Source organism: Noviherbaspirillum sedimenti (assembly GCF_003590835.1).
Lineage (GTDB): Bacteria > Pseudomonadota > Gammaproteobacteria > Burkholderiales > Burkholderiaceae_D > Paucimonas > Paucimonas sedimenti.
In genome coordinates, this window is record NZ_QYUQ01000002.1 from 1,370,168 (window position 1) to 1,386,483 (window position 16,316).

The window sequence follows — 16,316 nt, forward strand, 5'->3', positions numbered from 1 at the left end:
GCATTTTCAGAATTCGGAGAACCCCTATGATTGACGTCTATTCAACCGCCACCCCTAATGGCCACAAGGTCCACATCATGCTGGAGGAATGCGGCCTGCCTTACCGCATCCACCACATCAACATCGGCGCCGGCGACCAGTTCAAACCGGAATTTCTGGCGATTTCGCCCAACAATAAGATCCCGGCGATCGTCGATGAGGCCGGCCCGGATGGCCGTCCGATGTCGCTTTTCGAATCCGGCGCGATCCTGATCTACCTGGCCAGCAAGACCGGCAAATTCCTCGGCAATACCGACCGCGAAAAATTCACCACCCTGCAGTGGCTGATGTTCCAGATGGGCGGCGTCGGCCCGATGCTGGGCCAGGCGCATCACTTCCGCATCTATGCGCCGGAAAAGATCGACTATGCCATCGACCGCTACACCAATGAAGCCAGGCGCCTGTATGGCGTGATCGACAAGCGCCTGGCAGAGTCGCCTTATCTCGCCGGCGATACATACACCATCGCCGACATCGCCACCTTCCCCTGGCTGCGCTCCTGGAAAAACCAGGGCATCGACTGGGCCGACTACCCGTACGCCAAGCGCTGGTTCGACGAAATCGCCGCCCGCCCGGCGGTACAGCGCGGCGTCGCGGTGCTGGCCGACCTGCGCAAGCCGCTCACGGACGACAAGGCCAGGGACATGCTGTTCGGGGCAAGCCAATACAAAAAGCATTGAAGCACGTTGTCGGCACGCGGCTGCGGCGCGACCTCAGCCAGCCCCACCCCGCAAGCCGAACATGCAAATCACCTTCGCCGTAGCCACCAACTCGCCATCCTGATTCCTGGCCTCCCACCTCGTCGTCACCACCCCGCGATCCGGCTTGCTGACGGAAACGCGGCTTTCCAAAACCACGCAACGCCCACTGAGCACATCCCCACCGCGCACGGGCTTCAACCAGCGCAGTTCATCTACCCCTGGCGACGGCAGATTGGCGGACTGATTGAGCAGTCCATCGACCATCAAGCGCATCATCAGGCTGAAGGTATGGCTGCCGCTGGCAATGACACCACCATGCGTGCGCGCAGCGGCTTCGCGATCAATATGGAACGGCTGCGGATCATAGCGCCGGGCGAACTCCATGATTTCCTCTTCGCTTACGCCAATCTCCCCCACCTCGATCACCTGGCCCGCCTGAAAATCCTCGAAATACCACTGCATGTTCGCCATACCCTCTCCTTTTCCCACGGTAAATTCTCAATACGCGAAAATAGCACGATCGTTTTAATTTGTCGCGGATTGATTGCGCAGCACCGCGCTTGTTACGACTTGGTCAACAGGTCCCATTGTGCTTGCTCAAGGGCGGCATCAAAGCACCGCATATCATCGAAGCTCCATTACCAGCGGCCGCCCATCATGCAATCATACAAACTTACCCGACGCGATTTCATCAAAGGTACGTCCGCACTGCTGGTGGCAGGCATACCCGGCCGCGACTTGCTCGCGCAGACAACCCCGGTCCAGCGCCTGGACTGGAACACCTTCAAGACCACGCGCAACTATGCCTCACTGCTCGACGCAATCGCCCGCATGAGAGCAAACACCAACGCGGCCGACAAGCGCAGCTGGAGTTACTGGATTAACGTGCACCAGAATTTTTGCCCACATGACATCCCCTACTTCCTTTCCTGGCACCGCGGCTACCTGTATTACTTTGAGCAGCAGCTCCGTGCCGTATCGGGCAACAAGTCGCTGGTGTTGCCCTACTGGGATTACTACATCAACCCGTCACTGCCGCCCGAATTTACCAATCCTGCCAGCTATAATCCCCTGTATGCGCCGCGCATGAATACCAATGTCATTGACGCACTGACCATGGCGCCGTTCGCCAGCACCGTCACCAACATGCAGCGCGGCCTGCCCAATGCCTTCGAAACCTCTTTTGAAAACATGCCGCACAACCCGGTGCATAACATTCTCGGCAATGCGATGGCGACCATGCAGTCGCCCACCGATCCGATTTTCTGGCTGCACCATGCCAATGTCGACCGTCTGTGGTCAGCCTGGCAGCAGGCAGGCGGCGGCCGTACCACGCCGCCTGCCAACAACAGTTACTGGAGCGGCAATTTAACCTACGCGACCAGGCTCTCGCTGGCCCGCGTCACGACAATTAGCACCGGCAGCCTTAACTATTCCTACCAGAACGAAAGTATGCCGTCTTCGCTGCCGGTGGCGGCACGCGACAATGCCGGCGGCATCATGTTGGCAAGCATGAAGGAAGATCAGCAACTGGCTCAACTCGGCCCGCGCACTTCAGCCAGAACCGCGCGCCTGCTGTCGCGCCCAGTCAACGGCAAATTCCAGTCGTCCGGAGCCAGAAATGTTAGCGATGGGCAGTCACTGGGCGGCGTGCTGAACGTCCAGCTCAACGAAGCGTCCGTCAGCGCCGAACTGGGCGTCGAAACCGGTTCGGTCGATCTGCTCGAGCGCACGCTCGCGCAGATTGATGGAGCGCCTGCCGCGCCGGCCACGCCTTACCGCTCGGTGCTGCTGGTGCTGGATAGCGTGAGCATCAGCGATTCAGGCCGCAATGGCGGCTTCTTCTATAACGTGTATATCAACCTGCCGTCCAATACCGATGTCACAAATGCCGAAGCCACAAACCTGGTCGGTAGCATCGGGCCGTTCGAAATTGCCGGCGCTGAACATCGCGCTCACATGAACATGGGCCGCAGCGGCAGCAATCCTGGCACAGCACGCCTGACCTTTCCGCTTACCGCACCACTGCGGGAAATGATCGCGGAAAATCCCCGCAGCCTGACGATTTCTTTCATCCGTGTCAGTGGTGATACCTCACCGGCCGGCACCGTGATCAGCATCGGTGAAGTCCGGCTTGAACTGTCTCGCCAGGACGATCAGTAGTGCATCAGTAGTGCAACAATAGTTCGACTACGCGGCCGGCGTCATGCCGGCCGCTACGGATTACAGCACGTAGTTGGCAGTATCGCTCTGCTGCAGCAGAACGCCGGTAAGAGTAGCCAGCGTGACATAGGAATTGGCGCCGCCGTTGGTATCAACCCGCACCGTGGTGCCAGTGCCGGATGCAATGTTGAACTGCAGGTAACCGCCATTGAATGCGTTGTTCCCGTTATAACCCGCAAACGTCTGCAGCAGGTCTTGCAGGTTCAGCACGTCTACCCCATTTGCCCCGCTTCTGCTGAAGTCGGTAATGACGTCGCCGCTGGTACCGCGATCGGCGATGGCATTGAAATCAAAGACGTCATTGCCTGTGCCGCCAGTCAGGGTATCGTTGCCGCCATTGCCGATCAATACATCATTACCGGCACCGGCGATCAGCCTGTCATTACCCGCACCGCCTGCCAGTGTGTACGATGTGCCGGTATTGGTTTCTGCCGCGGCGTTCACTGTCAGCGAGTTGCCGCTGCCTAGGCTATAGCCATCCACCGAAAATTGCTGGCTGCCAGTCAGCATCGCATTGTTCATGGTCAGGTTGTAGTTGTTGCCGGCCTGGACCACGAGCACCTCGACATTGAGCAGGGTATTGGCGCCGAAGGTCAGCCCGGCGCCGTAATTGCCGCTCAGGTAGGCAAAGTCGGTGCCGGCACCACCATTTATCTGGTCAGCGGCAGTCAGGGCAGCGCCGGCGAAAAAGGTATCGCGCCCGCCGCCGCCGTTGATAATGTCATTGCCGCCAAAGCTGATGTCGAAGTAGTCGGACCCGGCACCGCCAGTCAGCACGTCATTACCGGCACCACCCGTAATCACATAACTGGTACCGGCTTCGGTTTCCGCTGCGGCATTGACAGTCAGGATATTGGCGGCGCCCAGCGCAGAGCCATCTATGCTGAGAGTGGACGCGACCACAGTGGCATTATGTGTCGTCAAGCTATAACTATTGCCCGCCGCAAGCGTAATCTCTTCCACATTGACCAGCGTGGTTGCACCGAACGTCACGCCGCCTGCATAGTTCCCGTCGAGGACCAGCGTGTCGATCTGCACCGTGTCATCGGTTTCAGTTCCGCCATCAATGCGATCGTTGGTGTTAAACGCAGCACCGGCCAATATGGTGTCGTTGCCGATGCCCGCGGCAACCGTATCATTACCGCCTGCCGAAATATTGATGAGATCATTGCCGGCGGTGCCATTCAGCGTGTCATTGCCGGCAGTGCCAACGATCCCCTCGTTGGCGACATCCGTGACGGTGACGGCAATCGCCTGCGTCGTGTTCAAGGCGCCATCACTGACCTGCACCGTCAGGTTGTAGACATTGTTGGCGCCCACATCCGCCGGCGCTTCAAAATTCGGCGCAGTGACGAAACTCAGCGCGCCGGTATTGGCATTGATGGCAAAACGCGCCGCATCGCCGCCTGCCACCAGGCTGTAGGTCAGCGTCGGGCTGTCGGCGTCCGTCGCGGTCACGGTGCCCACCGCAGTGCCGTTCTCGGCGACCGTGTACGCCGCCGGCGACGTGATCACGGGCGCCTCAACCACATCGGTCACCGTGACGGCGATCGCCTGCGTCGTGTTCAAGGCGCCATCACTGACCTGCACCGTCAGGTTGTAGACATTGTTGGCGCCCATATCCGCCGGCGCTTCAAAATTCGGCGCAGTGACGAAGCTCAGCGCGCCGGTATTGGCATTGATGGCAAAACGCGCCGCATCCCCGCCTGCCACCAGGCTGTAGGTCAGCGTCGGGCTGTCGGCGTCCGTCGCGGTCACGGTGCCCACCGCAGTGCCGTTCTCGGCGACCGTGTACGCCGCCGGCGACGTGATCACGGGCGCCTCAACCACATCGGTCACCGTGACGGCGATCGCCTGCGTCGTGTTCAAGGCGCCATCACTGACCTGCACCGTCAGGTTGTAGACATTGTTGGCGCCGACATCGAGCGGCGCTTCGAAATTCGGCGCAGTGACGAAGCTCAGCGCGCCGGTATTGGCATTGATGGCAAAACGCGCCGCATCCCCGCCTGCCACCAGGCTGTAGGTCAGCGTCGGGCTGTCGGCGTCCGTCGCGGTCACGGTGCCCACCGCAGTGCCGTTCTCGGCGACCGTGTACGCCGCCGGCGACGTGATCACCGGTGAGGCGTTGTTGGGCGCCTCAACCACATCGGTCACCGTGACGGCGATCGCCTGCGTCGTGTTCAAGGCGCCGTCGCTGACCTGCACCGTCAGGTTGTAGACATTGTTGGCGCCGACATCGAGCGGCGCTTCGAAATTCGGCGCAGTGACGAAGCTCAGCGCGCCGGTATTGGCATTGATGGCAAAACGCGCCGCATCCCCGCCTGCCACCAGGCTGTAGGTCAGCGTCGGGCTGTCGGCGTCCGTCGCGGTCACGGTGCCCACCGCAGTGCCGTTCTCGGCGACCGTGTACGCCGCCGGCGACGTGATCACGGGCGCCTCAACCACATCGGTCACCGTGACGGCGATCGCCTGCGTCGTGTTCAAGGCGCCATCACTGACCTGCACCGTCAGGTTGTAGACATTGTTGGCGCCCACATCCGCCGGCGCTTCGAAATTCGGCGCAGTGACGAAGCTCAGCGCGCCGGTATTGGCATTGATGGCAAAACGCGCCGCATCCCCGCCTGCCACCAGGCTGTAGGTCAGCGTCGGGCTGTCGGCGTCCGTCGCGGTCACGGTGCCCACCGCAGTGCCGTTCTCGGCGACCGTGTACGCCGCCGGCGACGTGATCACCGGCGCGACATTCACGCCGCTGGCCCCGCCCACGACGCCGATGAAATCGCTTGCTATCGGAACCAGCGCGGTGGTGTTCTGCAACTCGATCATCAGTTCCGGTGGCGGCACCCCGCCCACGTCCAGATAGATAAAGGTGCTGCTGCCCGACTTGGCATACCAGACCGAGTTCCCGTTCGGGGTGGTATTGCCCCAGGCCAGGTCGGTGGCGCCCAGGAAGGCGCTCACATCGATCTTGTCGACGCCCTGTGTAAAATCCGTGATGACATCCCAGGTCCGCGTCACCGTGCCATCCGGCGGCACCGCCCAGTTCGCATTCGGCACCGAATCGGCTGCTGCGGCATAGACAAAGCGGTCCGCGCCGCCATTGCCGCTCAAAAGGTCGGCGCCGCCATTGCCGGTGAAAACGTCATTGCCGCCGGCGCCGACCAGCGTATTGTTGCCGGCAGTGCCCGTCAGGGTTTCATTGACCACGTCGGTCACCGTGACGGCAATCGCCTGAGTCGTATTCAAGGCACCGTCGCTGACCTGCACCGTCAGGTTATAAATATTGTTGGCGCCCACATCCGCCGGCGCCTCGAAATTGGGCGCCGTGACGAAGCTCAGCGCGCCCGTGTTGGCATCGATGGTAAACAGCGCCGCATCCCCGCCCGCCACCAGGCTGTAGGTCAGCACCGGACTGTCGGCGTCCGTCGCAGTGACCGCGCCAACCGCCGTGGCGTTCTCGGCCACCGTGTACGCCGCCGGCGACGTGATCGCCGGCGCGGCGCTGTTGGGCGCCTCGACCACATCGGTCACCGTGACGGCAATCGCCTGAGTCGTGTTCGAAATACCGTCGCTGACCTGCACCGTCAGGTTATAGACATTATCGGCGCCCGCATCCGCCGGCGCCTCGAAATTGGGCGGCGTGACGAAGCTCAACGCGCCGGTATTGGCATTGATGGCGAAACGCGCCGCATCGCCGCCCCCCACCAGGCTGTAGGTCAGCACCGGACTGTCGGCGTCGGTCGCAGTCACCGTGCCCACCGCGGCACTGTTCTCGGCGACCGTGTAGGTTGCCGGCGAAGTGATCACCGGTTCGGCATTGACGTCGGTCGCCCCGCCTGTCACGCCGATGAAGTCGTTCGCCGTCAGGACCAGCGAGGTGGTGTTCTGCAGTTCGATCATCAGCTCCGGCGGCGGCTGCCCGCCCACGTCGAGATAGACGAACGTGCTGCTGCCCGACTTGGCAAACCAGACAGAATTCCCGTTGGGGGTGGTATTGCCCCAGGCCAGGTCGGTGGCGCCCAGGAAGGCGCTCACATCGATCTTGTCGACGCCCTGTGTAAAATCCGTGATGACATCCCAGGTCCGCGTCACCGTGCCGTCCGGCGGCACCGCCCAGTTCGCATTCGGCACCGAATCGGCCGCGACGGCATAGACGAAGCGGTCCGCGCCGCCATTGCCGCTCAAAAGGTCGGCGCCGCCATTGCCGGTGATGACATCATTGTTGCTGGTGCCATCCAGCGTGTCTGCATTGATGGTGCCGTTGATAATTGCCATGATCAGCCTTTCGTGAAGTTATGGCCAGCGAACTCTCTTGCAGGCCGATGTAACAAGCAACTCCCCTTGCGCTACCGTTCCCGCAGCATGCCATCCCTGATTTTGACGATCGGCTTGAGCAGATAATGCAGCACGGTCCGCCTGCCGGTACGTATATCCACCGTTGCCACCATGCCGGGCATGATGGATAGTGCCTCCCGGGATCCCGTCGGCGTGCTGCCGCGCGTCCGTACCTGCACCAGGTAATAACTTTCCGCCCGTTCGCCCGGCTTGTCCGGCGTTAGCGTATCGGCGCCCACCTGTTCCAGCTTGCCGGGAAATCCGCCGTAAATTGAAAAGTCGTACGCGCTCAGCTTGACCATGGCTTCCTGGCCCGGCCGCAGGAAGGCGATATCGGCAGGCCGCGCCCTGGCCTCGATCAACAACGTGTCGCCATGCGGGACGATCTCCATCAAGTCCATGCCAGGCTGGATGACGCCGCCAACCGTATGCACTTTGAGCTGTTTGACGACGCCGGCCAGGGGTGCCCGCACTTCGGTGCGCCGCAGCCGGTCTTCCAGTTCGGTGTTGATAGCAGACAGCGCGGCCAGTTCGGCGCGTGCCAGGCTGAGATCCTTCATGGCCTCGGCGCGAAACCGCGAGCCCTGTTCATCCGACTTCCGGCGTGCTTCGCGCAGGGCAGACTCCAGCCGCGGCAGCGCCAGCCGGGCTGCCTCCAGCTCGCCCTGCAGATCATTTGCCTCGCGTTCCAGACGCACCTTATTGATTTGCGCAATATAGCCCTGGCTGGCCATGGGACGCACCATGCTCAGCTCGCTGGAAACCAGCGCGTAACTCTCTTGCAGGCGCTGTTGCCGGGCTCGTTTCTCGGCCAGCTCCTGCAGGCGCTGTTCGGCCTGCTGCTGCAACACCGCGAGGTTGGCGCGCAGCGCCTGCTGGCGGCTGGCATACAGCGACGATTCCTCCGCCACCAGGGCCAGATGGGTGTTCGCCAGCGCCGCCGGCGGCGCGAACGGTGTACCATCGGCTTCGGCCGCCAGGCGCGCAATGCGTGCCAGCAGCGTGCGCTCCTTGGCCCGTCCTTCTTCCGTCGCCGACGCAAAGCGCACCTTGTCGATGCGCAGCAACGGCTGGTCTTTTTTTACCGCATCGCCGGAGCGCACCAGTATTTCGGCAATGATGCCGCCTTCCAGGTTCTGTACCACCTGCACCCTGCTGGATGGAATCACCTTGCCCTCCGCCACGGCAAACTCGTCGACCTCGGCCAGCGCTGCCCATGCCAGCGCGATCGTCCAGAACAGCAGCGCCAGCCAGAATGCCCAACGGGTCACCCGACGCGGGCCGTGCAGCAGGTGCGCCTGCGCGCCTTGCAGGTATTCGGCATCGTTTACCGGCTCGGACATGAGCGCGCTCCCCGCCTCCCAGCCGGAAGCGCTTTGCGGCACCGGCATCGGCTTAGCGCGCAACATGGAGTTTCCCCGCCGCCAGTGCGGCCAGCACGGCGTCGCGCGGCCCATCGGCCACCAGCCTGCCCTGATCCAGCACCAGCACCCGGTTCACCAGCGAAAGCAGCGAGCCGCGATGCGACACCAGCACCAGTGTGCGGCCCTCGATCTGCGCCGACAGCCTGTCCTTGAACAGCTGTTCGGAGCGGGCGTCCATTGCGCTGCTGGGCTCATCCATCAGCAGGATCGGCGGCGCCAGCAACTCGGCGCGGGCGATTGCAATCGCCTGACGCTGGCCGCCCGACAGATTCACGCCGCGTTCGCCGACCGCCTGGTCATAGCCCTGCGGCGAAGCGGACACGAAATCGGCCACCCCGCCGATCGCCGCCGCGCGCAGCACGGCTTCATCGTCCACGCCGCTCTCGCCCAGCACGATGTTGTCGCGGATGCTGCCATAGAACAGCATGATGTCCTGCGGCACATGGCCGATCTGGCGGCGCAGCGATGCCGGATCAAGCTGGCGGACATCCGTGCCGTCCACCAGCACGGTGCCGCTGCAGGGCTCGTAGAGCGCCATCATCAGTTTTTCCACGGTAGTCTTGCCGGAGCCGATGCGGCCGATGATCGCTACTCGCTCGCCGGCGGCGATGCTGAACGACACATTGGACAGCGCCGCGCCCTGCTGCCCCGGATAGCTGAAACCGACGTTGCGGAATTCGATCTCTCCGCGCAGGACGCCGCGCTGCAGGAAGCGCTGCCCGGCGACATGCTCCACCGGCAGCTTCATCAGGCCTCCGGTGACATGGAGCGCATTGCGCGCCTGATGGTAGCGGGTCAGCAGCGCTGCCACCTGCGACCAGGGCGCCAACGCCCGCCCGGCCAGGATGGTGCAGGCGATCAATCCGCCCAGAGTCAGCCGGTCCTCGACAATCTGCAGCACGCCGAAGACAATGACGATCAGATAGGCCGTCTGCTGCACGAATTGCGCGAAGTTCAGCGCGCATGCCGACAGCAGCCGCGCCTTCAGTCCCAGCATGGCCATCTGCGCCAGCAGGTTTTCCCAGCGCCGCTGCAGCATGCCCTGCGCCCCGGCGGCCTTGACTGCCTCCAGGCCAACCAGGCTTTCCACCAGCATCGCCTGGCGCTGCCCGCCAAGCCGGCTGCTCGCTTCCACCAGCTGCACCAGTGGCAATTGCAGCAGAAGCCCAGCGACGACAATGATGGGTATGGCCAGCAAGGGAATCCACGCCAGGCTGCCCCCCACCCACCACATGGCGGCAATGAACACGGCGACAAATGGCAGGTCCACCAGTGCGGCCACCGTTGCCGCAGTGGCGAAATCGCGCACGCTCTCGAATTCCTGCAGATTGTTGGCGAAGGCGCCAGCTGATACGGGCCGGGCCGCCATGCGCAAGTCCAGCACCCGTTCGAACACCTGCGATGACAGTTGCAGGTCGATTCGCTTGCCTGCGATGTCGATGAAATAGCCGCGCAGCATGCGCATGCCGAAATCGAACAGCGTGACGCTTGCCATGCCGGCCGTCAACGCCCACAGCGTCGCGCTGGCCTGGTTGGGCACCACGCGGTCATACACGTTCATTGAAAACAGCGGCATACACAACGCGAACAGATTGATCATCAACGACGCCAGCAGCACTTCGCTGTACAGTGGCCATAATGGCACCAGCGCATCGCGCAGCCAGTGGTCCCGCGCCGGCGGCGCACTGGCTGCGCTGCGTTCGTCACAGGCAAGCTCGGCCCGGGCCAGCAGCATGACACCGGCATAACACTGACGCAACAGCGCAAGCGGCATGCTGGTCGCACCTTTTTCGGGTGTGAGCAGATGGGCGGTATCGCCTTCGATACGGATCAGGATGCAGGCTCTGCGACCCTGCAACAGCAGCACCACTGGCAGCAGTGCTTCTGCGAGCTGATCCAGGGCGCGCCGTGACAACGCGGCATTGAGACCGATGCGGCGCGCAGCCCGCAAGAACAGTGCCGGCGTCAGGCAACCGCCTTCCAATGGCAGCCCCACCAGCAACGCAGAACGGTTGACAACCCGGTCATGCAGCCGGGCCAGCGCCAGAAGGCATGCAAGCAGCGGGTCATCATGCTCTTCGAGTTCAGGCGGAACATACCATTCAGGGTCGGCCTGATTCTGGGCGTCGGCTTTCAGCATGCCAGCAATCCGGATAGTTTGAGCCTTTTGATCCTAATGGCCGGGCATTGGCGCGTCCTTGAGATTACACAACCGCGAGACTAGCGTACGTCAATCAACGGCGCGTTCCTTCGGCCTGGATATATTCAATTGAATCAGCGAGTTGACGCTGCCATGGCGCACCCGTGAAAACTGGCAGGCTTTGCAATTGATTGATGGGGGGATAAAACGGGGTGAGACCGGAACCACATTTAAGCCAGAAACCCGCATGAATAAAGGGTTTCAATTATTAGAACAATGAAAGTACCGTCAAAAATACCGACAAAATGAAAAGTATCCCCCTTTGCGCCGATCTTGCGACAAAATAAACCGTGGTGAACCGGCGTGCCCAGCATTTTGGCTTTTTTTGATCACGTTTATCAAAAGGAAGGATACCAGGCGGTGTCCCGGCATGAAGTGGCAGACTTTTAACCCGCCCCTCCCGATCTTGATTAACAAACATCAACAGTCGCCAGCCCCAGCAGCCGGGCATTTGCTGATTTGAATAAAAATTCAAAAGGGGAAAATAATCTGTGCGTGAGAAACCGGGCGGTTTCCGGTTGGTCGATGCAGCAGAGATTTGTGCCCCCCTAGCTTATCCATTCTTTTTGCTTCCGCAATGCCTGATTCACACCGTGATCGCCATCGTAATTATGTGTAATAAATTTGTTAGCGTCTGATCTTTTAATTCAAGCGAATGATAGATCGGACTGACAGTGTTTGCATTTGACCGCCTCGTATTTCACATCTTCGGCGCAGAAGGGGCATCTTTTCATTTCTGGCTTCGTCGGTGCGACTGACCGATTCATGAATGTGTCCGTAACCAAATCAGGCCCTACATTTTCAACTTCATGGAGTTCCATCCATCCTTTTTTTAGGTATGAATTGGATACTATTCCTTGAATAATTGCCGCATAAATAATTGATGCAAGTGGTAAAAATAGAATCAGTCCAGGCCCACCGGTGGCAATTGTCATAGGCACGACGATGACAAGCCAGATAAAGACGTGCCCCCATAACCCCTTGATTGCCAAGTACAGCACACCAAAGAAAAATACTGCTATCGAAGCACCGGAATCTACTTCTTCCCTATGCTTATTCGCTGGATTTTCAAAAATACGTGCCATTCGTCCCCCTCTCGTCATTACGTCATTTACACGATCTGTTTCATCCTATTCAATCATTTTTCGTCCCATCAACCTGTTACTTATAAAAAATATTCCTTTTAACAACGCCTCTTATATTTATGAGCGATTTAAATTAAATCTAAGCTTATGATTTTCGCTTGCTCTGGAGCCAGAATAAAGGCTAACGAATTTCGCGTCTGAATTATCCTCATATTGTTTTGCTTTGGGTCAAACTACCGGGAAGCACTGCTAATCTAACCATTCCTTTTGCTCGCGCAATGCCTGATTCAGCGCCTTGATAGCCTGCCGCAGCTTCGCCGATTCGCCGCCGATATAGGCATTACCGGAAACCTTGGCCTTACCCTCTGCGCTTTTTGGCCCGGTGGATTGTTCCCACGGTTTCCAGCGCCGGATCGCTTCCGCCTGCCGTTTTCTTTGCTCCGGTGTCCAGGTGCGTGAGCTCATGGCTTTGATCCTCTAATAGTTCGTTTTGCTGAATTTGTTTTTCTTCCGCGTGCGCGTGCGTATCGCTCCGATAATCCGCGCCGTTGTTCACCTGCTGCGGCCCGTTACTGATATTGGCCTGCTTCACGAAAGCCACATGCCGGGGATACTTCACTTCAGCCAGCGTTTCCAGTGTTGCCCGGCATTGTGCCTGCGCCTTCAATGCCAGCCGCATATAAGTTTCACACGCGCCCATATGCTGCCCCATATTCAGCGCCGCACGCTTTGCCAGCCCGTTGAAGATCGCATCCAGCGCCACCGCCTGCGCCGTCAGTCTGGCCTCCACTTCGGCCAGGTCGCCGCGCTGTATCTTTTCGGATTTCTCCCGCAAGACTGCCACTGATTCGCCTATGCCGAGTTCACCGAAAAACGATTGCGCAAACACTCGCGCTGTATCCGCGCTGCCAACAAATGCCGATAGCCCCGCTTCCGCCAATAGCCGATCCCGGCTTTTGCCGGGTTCCTCTGTCACTGGCAAAATATTTGCCGTGCTGGCCGGTGTGCTGCTTTTCGCTGCTGCTTTCTTGGTCATGCCGCTGCCTCCAATCTGCCATTAAATCCGCCGCATCGGTGCAGGATCACCGTTACCAGATCGCTGGGTATATCCGGCCCGGTTTGCTGGCGCATGTGCCATTGAGTACACCGCCAGACTTTAGCGCCGCCGTGCAGGTGCGAGCATTCGATGCACAAATGCCGGTCATCTTGTTCCAGGTCGCGCCGTTCCAGTTTGAAGGCCATCAGCGCCGCATCATCCTCACTCAATCCGGCCCGATGAAGCCGATCCCGCCGATCAAGAAAAGGATCAATCTGCACTATCGTTTTTTCTTTTGGCGGGTTTGCTACTGCTATTTTCGCTATTGTTGCTATTGTTGGCGCTCCCTCCCTGTCAGGAATAGCATGAATAGCAGGAATAGCAGTAGCAAGCCCCTCTAGCCAATTGCCTTGCACAATATCGGCCAGGTTCATGGTCGCACCTCCAGCAGCGCCGGATTGATGACGATCATCTTCTTCTTGCCATCAGTGTGAAGCCTCGCCCGGTTGCGTTCCTCTAGCTGACTTACCGATGCCATCAAGCTGGATTTGTCACGCAATGGACTGTATTGCATGGCGGTTTGTGTCGATACCTCGCCGCATCCCTCCCGCCTGCAATGCTGGATCATCCAGCGTTCAAGCCGTTCAGCGTTCATCAATTCCACCGGCAAGGCAAACTGTCCAAGGAATCGCCGCGCCTCGTGCAGATACCATGCCGCCACCTGTGCGCCGCGCTTCATTGCATCAGCAGTAATTGGCCCGGCTCCCTGCTCGAACACATGAAACAGCGCCGCAAGCCGCGCCGCATTGTCTGCTGATTTGCTCGCCACATCCTTTACCGCTTCAAGATCGCCGTCCGGTGCTAACTGCGCTTCAATAGCATTCAGGTATTGAACCCAGATAGCGTGCGCCTGCTCAGACAGCGCCAGCGTGACGGTCGTCAGACGGCCATCTTCATCAATGCTCAATGGGGAATCAAGCAAGGCCCGGATGCGCTGGTTAAATGCGCCTACGCACTGCCAGTCTGGTGCTTGCGTATAAAACCTTGTCCCCATTGTCGAAGTCGGCCAGGCAATCAGGAAACGCGCCAGAAACCCGGTGCCACGCGCCAGCCCTTTGGTCTTGTCGAAGAATGCGCGCAAGGTCGCTTCCTGCACCTGCAACCCCATTGTCAGCCGTGCGCCCTCGATGCGGTAACTCTCGCTGGTGCGCCTGCCGATCTTCATCCCGCCGCCATCCCACAAGACATTGAGCAAGGCCAGATTGCGTGTAACGGAATCGCCGCCCATGCCGTGACTGCCGAACACAATCCCCGCCTCGCTGGATAGCACGCCAGCCGAAGGCCATTCGCGCATCAGCGCCCATCCTAGATTTTCCGGGGTATCGTCGCCACGGATCAGGCAGGGAACCCGGACAGGTTCCGGCTTGTCGCCTTCAAGGTCGCGCAAGGCTTTTTTCAGTGCGCCGGTATCCTTGCCGTCTTTCGCCGCCCGCTTGATCGCCTCCTTGATTCCGGCCTTTTCACTCTCCCATGCTTCCAGGTCGGCCCGGTACTGTTGCACCAGCGACTTGAGCAATTCTTCCTGCTCGCGCTGCCAGCTTTCTAGCCCTTGCCTGAAATAGCCGTCACAAGATGACTTGCGCTCTCCCGAATCGGCAATGCTCAGCAGGTACAGGGAACACACGCCCGTCAGCCCCGGCGCTCTCTGCACGTCATACAAGCCTTGCAGCGCTACCGATACCGCCGATAGTGCCGAACCCGCCGCCAGTGCAACAGGCGCTTGCACAAAGCTGATTACCTCTTGCACGGCTTCACGGATGATTGCCGGAAGTGCGGCCACTGGATAATCAAGCGATTCAATGAATGCGCCCAGCGGTTCCGGTTCCGGCCAGGCTTCCGGTGCTGGGGATCGCGCCGCCTCGATACAGTCCCTCACGGCTTCCGCGCCGAATTTCTGGTGCAGGTCGTTGAAATCGGTTTGAGCGTCGATCATGCCGCCCTCCCGAAGTCAGGCACGGCCACCACGCCGCCGACAGCCCGCGCTGCTTGCCTGGCCTTGCTCAAGCCCGGATTGCCTGCGGTCGCATAGTCATCATCCGCTGCAATGATGATCGGCAGTTTCGGATATTTGGCGCGCAATGCCACTGCCACGGCTTGCAGGTTGCCGGCATTGAAGGCCACCGCCACGGCGTGCCCGGTGCATTCATGAATGCTCGCGCCGGTTGCAAAGCCTTCACAAACGATCAGCCGCCCGGCAGGTTTGCCAATGCTGAAATAACAGCCGCTTACCCGCCCACCGAGCAAGAACAACTTGCCACCGTCCGGCCCGATAGTTTGCACGCTGTGTAAGGTGCCGTCAGTGTCGCGCATGGGGATCACCAGCCGTTCCCCGTCCGAGCGTGCGCCGTGCGGTTTGATTCCCTTGGTGGTCAGATAGGGGTGCTGGGTTGCCGGTGCTGCCTGCACCAGTCGCGCCGCCGTTTCCCGTGCCTGCGCCTGATTGCTCTCTTTTTCGGCTTCGCGCTGGCGCTTCATGCCCTCGATGCGTTCCCGCATGGCTTGGCGCTCGCTGGCGCTCATATCGCGGTCAGACTTCGCGCACCAGGTGGAAGTTAATCCGCTACGCCAGCAGCCGAATGCACCAGCCGGAATGCCATCACCATGCAGCATATAAAAGCCTGCTGAATCGCCACGCTTGCCGTTCGTGCTGAATCGGTGAATGCTGCCGTCATCAATAATTTCCGCTGGCGCTGGAAGTCCCGCCGCTTCAATCGCTTGCCGGAATTGGTCGATATGGTTACTCATGCCAGCCCCCTAAAAAAGGTTGCCAGCACTTGCGCCAGGCGGATGAAAACCGACTTGCAGCGGGTGCAAAATGATATGATCTTGCTTGTGTGTTTGGTGTCCGCCGTGTTGGTGTCAAAGCCCCCGGCGGATTCTTTTTTGCGGGTCATTGGTCGGCACCTCCTGCACGCTGTGCAATGAAGGCTTCTACCTCTGCCGCATCCCATACCGTAACGGAATCGCCCAGCTTGAACGGCTTGGGAAATTTCCCTTCCCGTACCCAGCGCCAGATCGTTGCAGGACTTACCGGCAACAATCCAATCTTTGCGGGTTCTTCATTCTTTCCCGGCGTGCTCGCCAGATCGTTAAGACGAAAAAGTTTCTGTGACATTGCATACCCCTAAAAAATACGCCGTAGCGCGTAGGGGTAAATGTCTAATTTCTGGAATAAGAATAGGGGTAACTGCCCCAATCAAATAGGCAACTGCCCAT

The 16,316-nt window shown here is 59.9% G+C and carries 13 protein-coding genes; 2 read left to right on the plus strand and 11 right to left on the minus strand.

Features of this window, described 5'->3' with window-relative positions; translation table 11 throughout:
- Nucleotides 1-26: 26 nt before the first annotated feature.
- A complete protein-coding gene (locus D3878_RS06410) occupies nt 27-719 on the plus strand; it encodes a glutathione binding-like protein (protein ID WP_119784712.1) in 693 nt (230 codons plus the stop codon).
- 33 nt (nt 720-752) lie between these two features.
- Here the strand turns inward: D3878_RS06410 and D3878_RS06415 are convergent, their stop codons facing one another.
- A complete protein-coding gene (locus D3878_RS06415; protein WP_119784713.1) occupies nt 753-1,211 on the minus strand; it encodes a MaoC family dehydratase in 459 nt (152 codons plus the stop codon).
- 186 nt (nt 1,212-1,397) lie between these two features.
- Here D3878_RS06415 and D3878_RS06420 point away from each other — a divergent pair, with 186 nt between their 5' ends.
- Nucleotides 1,398-2,903, plus strand: a complete 1,506-nt coding sequence (locus tag D3878_RS06420; protein WP_119784714.1) for a tyrosinase family protein — start codon at nt 1,398-1,400, stop codon at nt 2,901-2,903.
- A 60-nt stretch (nt 2,904-2,963) separates the two neighbouring features.
- Here the strand turns inward: D3878_RS06420 and D3878_RS06425 are convergent, their stop codons facing one another.
- The 10 genes from D3878_RS06425 to D3878_RS06470 form a co-directional block, all read right to left on the minus strand.
- Nucleotides 2,964-7,235, minus strand: a complete 4,272-nt coding sequence (locus D3878_RS06425) for a cadherin domain-containing protein (protein ID WP_119784715.1) — start codon at nt 7,233-7,235, stop codon at nt 2,964-2,966.
- A 71-nt stretch (nt 7,236-7,306) separates the two neighbouring features.
- A complete protein-coding gene (locus tag D3878_RS06430; RefSeq protein WP_233556249.1) occupies nt 7,307-8,704 on the minus strand; it encodes an HlyD family type I secretion periplasmic adaptor subunit in 1,398 nt (465 codons plus the stop codon).
- Entirely contained in the window at nt 8,691-10,859 is a 2,169-nt protein-coding gene (locus tag D3878_RS06435; protein ID WP_119784716.1) for a type I secretion system permease/ATPase, read from the minus strand. The genes D3878_RS06430 and D3878_RS06435 overlap by 14 nt, the downstream gene beginning before the upstream one ends.
- Nucleotides 10,860-11,566: 707 nt before the next feature.
- Nucleotides 11,567-12,004 carry a DUF2628 domain-containing protein gene (locus D3878_RS23715; RefSeq protein ID WP_158592196.1) on the minus strand — a complete coding sequence of 146 codons (438 nt, stop codon included), beginning with the start codon at nt 12,002-12,004 and terminating at the stop codon, nt 11,567-11,569.
- A gap of 358 nt (nt 12,005-12,362) precedes the next feature.
- Nucleotides 12,363-13,040 (minus strand): hypothetical protein, encoded by a 678-nt coding sequence (locus D3878_RS06450; RefSeq protein ID WP_119784718.1) that lies wholly within the window; start codon nt 13,038-13,040, stop codon nt 12,363-12,365.
- Nucleotides 13,037-13,474, minus strand: coding sequence for a hypothetical protein (locus D3878_RS06455; RefSeq protein WP_119784719.1), 438 nt, complete (start codon nt 13,472-13,474; stop codon nt 13,037-13,039). Before D3878_RS06455 ends, D3878_RS06450 begins: the two co-directional genes overlap by 4 nt.
- On the minus strand, nt 13,471-15,033 hold the full coding sequence (locus D3878_RS06460) for a YfjI family protein (protein WP_119784720.1): 1,563 nt from the start codon (nt 15,031-15,033) through the stop codon (nt 13,471-13,473). Before D3878_RS06460 ends, D3878_RS06455 begins: the two co-directional genes overlap by 4 nt.
- Nucleotides 15,030-15,845 (minus strand): toprim domain-containing protein, encoded by an 816-nt coding sequence (locus D3878_RS06465; RefSeq protein ID WP_119784721.1) that lies wholly within the window; start codon nt 15,843-15,845, stop codon nt 15,030-15,032. The genes D3878_RS06460 and D3878_RS06465 overlap by 4 nt, the downstream gene beginning before the upstream one ends.
- Complete coding sequence (locus D3878_RS23720) at nt 15,842-15,994, minus strand: hypothetical protein (RefSeq protein ID WP_158592197.1); 153 nt, start codon at nt 15,992-15,994, stop codon at nt 15,842-15,844. The genes D3878_RS06465 and D3878_RS23720 overlap by 4 nt, the downstream gene beginning before the upstream one ends.
- Nucleotides 15,991-16,215, minus strand: a complete 225-nt coding sequence (locus D3878_RS06470) for a helix-turn-helix transcriptional regulator (RefSeq protein WP_119784722.1) — start codon at nt 16,213-16,215, stop codon at nt 15,991-15,993. The genes D3878_RS23720 and D3878_RS06470 overlap by 4 nt, the downstream gene beginning before the upstream one ends.
- Nucleotides 16,216-16,316 lie beyond the last annotated feature (101 nt).

What these genes read in the sequence shown, in the direction of transcription:
- D3878_RS06410 (WP_119784712.1), top strand. Translation starts at nt 27, where the DNA reads ATGATTGACGTCTATTCAACCGCCACCCCTAATGGCCACAAGGTCCAC.
- D3878_RS06415 (WP_119784713.1), bottom strand. Translation starts at nt 1,211, where the DNA reads ATGGCGAACATGCAGTGGTATTTCGAGGATTTTCAGGCGGGCCAGGTG.
- D3878_RS06420 (WP_119784714.1), top strand. Translation starts at nt 1,398, where the DNA reads ATGCAATCATACAAACTTACCCGACGCGATTTCATCAAAGGTACGTCC.
- D3878_RS06425 (WP_119784715.1), bottom strand. Translation starts at nt 7,235, where the DNA reads ATGGCAATTATCAACGGCACCATCAATGCAGACACGCTGGATGGCACC.
- D3878_RS06430 (WP_233556249.1), bottom strand. Translation starts at nt 8,704, where the DNA reads ATGTTGCGCGCTAAGCCGATGCCGGTGCCGCAAAGCGCTTCCGGCTGG.
- D3878_RS06435 (WP_119784716.1), bottom strand. Translation starts at nt 10,859, where the DNA reads ATGCTGAAAGCCGACGCCCAGAATCAGGCCGACCCTGAATGGTATGTT.
- D3878_RS23715 (WP_158592196.1), bottom strand. Translation starts at nt 12,004, where the DNA reads ATGGCACGTATTTTTGAAAATCCAGCGAATAAGCATAGGGAAGAAGTA.
- D3878_RS06450 (WP_119784718.1), bottom strand. Translation starts at nt 13,040, where the DNA reads ATGACCAAGAAAGCAGCAGCGAAAAGCAGCACACCGGCCAGCACGGCA.
- D3878_RS06455 (WP_119784719.1), bottom strand. Translation starts at nt 13,474, where the DNA reads ATGAACCTGGCCGATATTGTGCAAGGCAATTGGCTAGAGGGGCTTGCT.
- D3878_RS06460 (WP_119784720.1), bottom strand. Translation starts at nt 15,033, where the DNA reads ATGATCGACGCTCAAACCGATTTCAACGACCTGCACCAGAAATTCGGC.
- D3878_RS06465 (WP_119784721.1), bottom strand. Translation starts at nt 15,845, where the DNA reads ATGAGTAACCATATCGACCAATTCCGGCAAGCGATTGAAGCGGCGGGA.
- D3878_RS23720 (WP_158592197.1), bottom strand. Translation starts at nt 15,994, where the DNA reads ATGACCCGCAAAAAAGAATCCGCCGGGGGCTTTGACACCAACACGGCG.
- D3878_RS06470 (WP_119784722.1), bottom strand. Translation starts at nt 16,215, where the DNA reads ATGTCACAGAAACTTTTTCGTCTTAACGATCTGGCGAGCACGCCGGGA.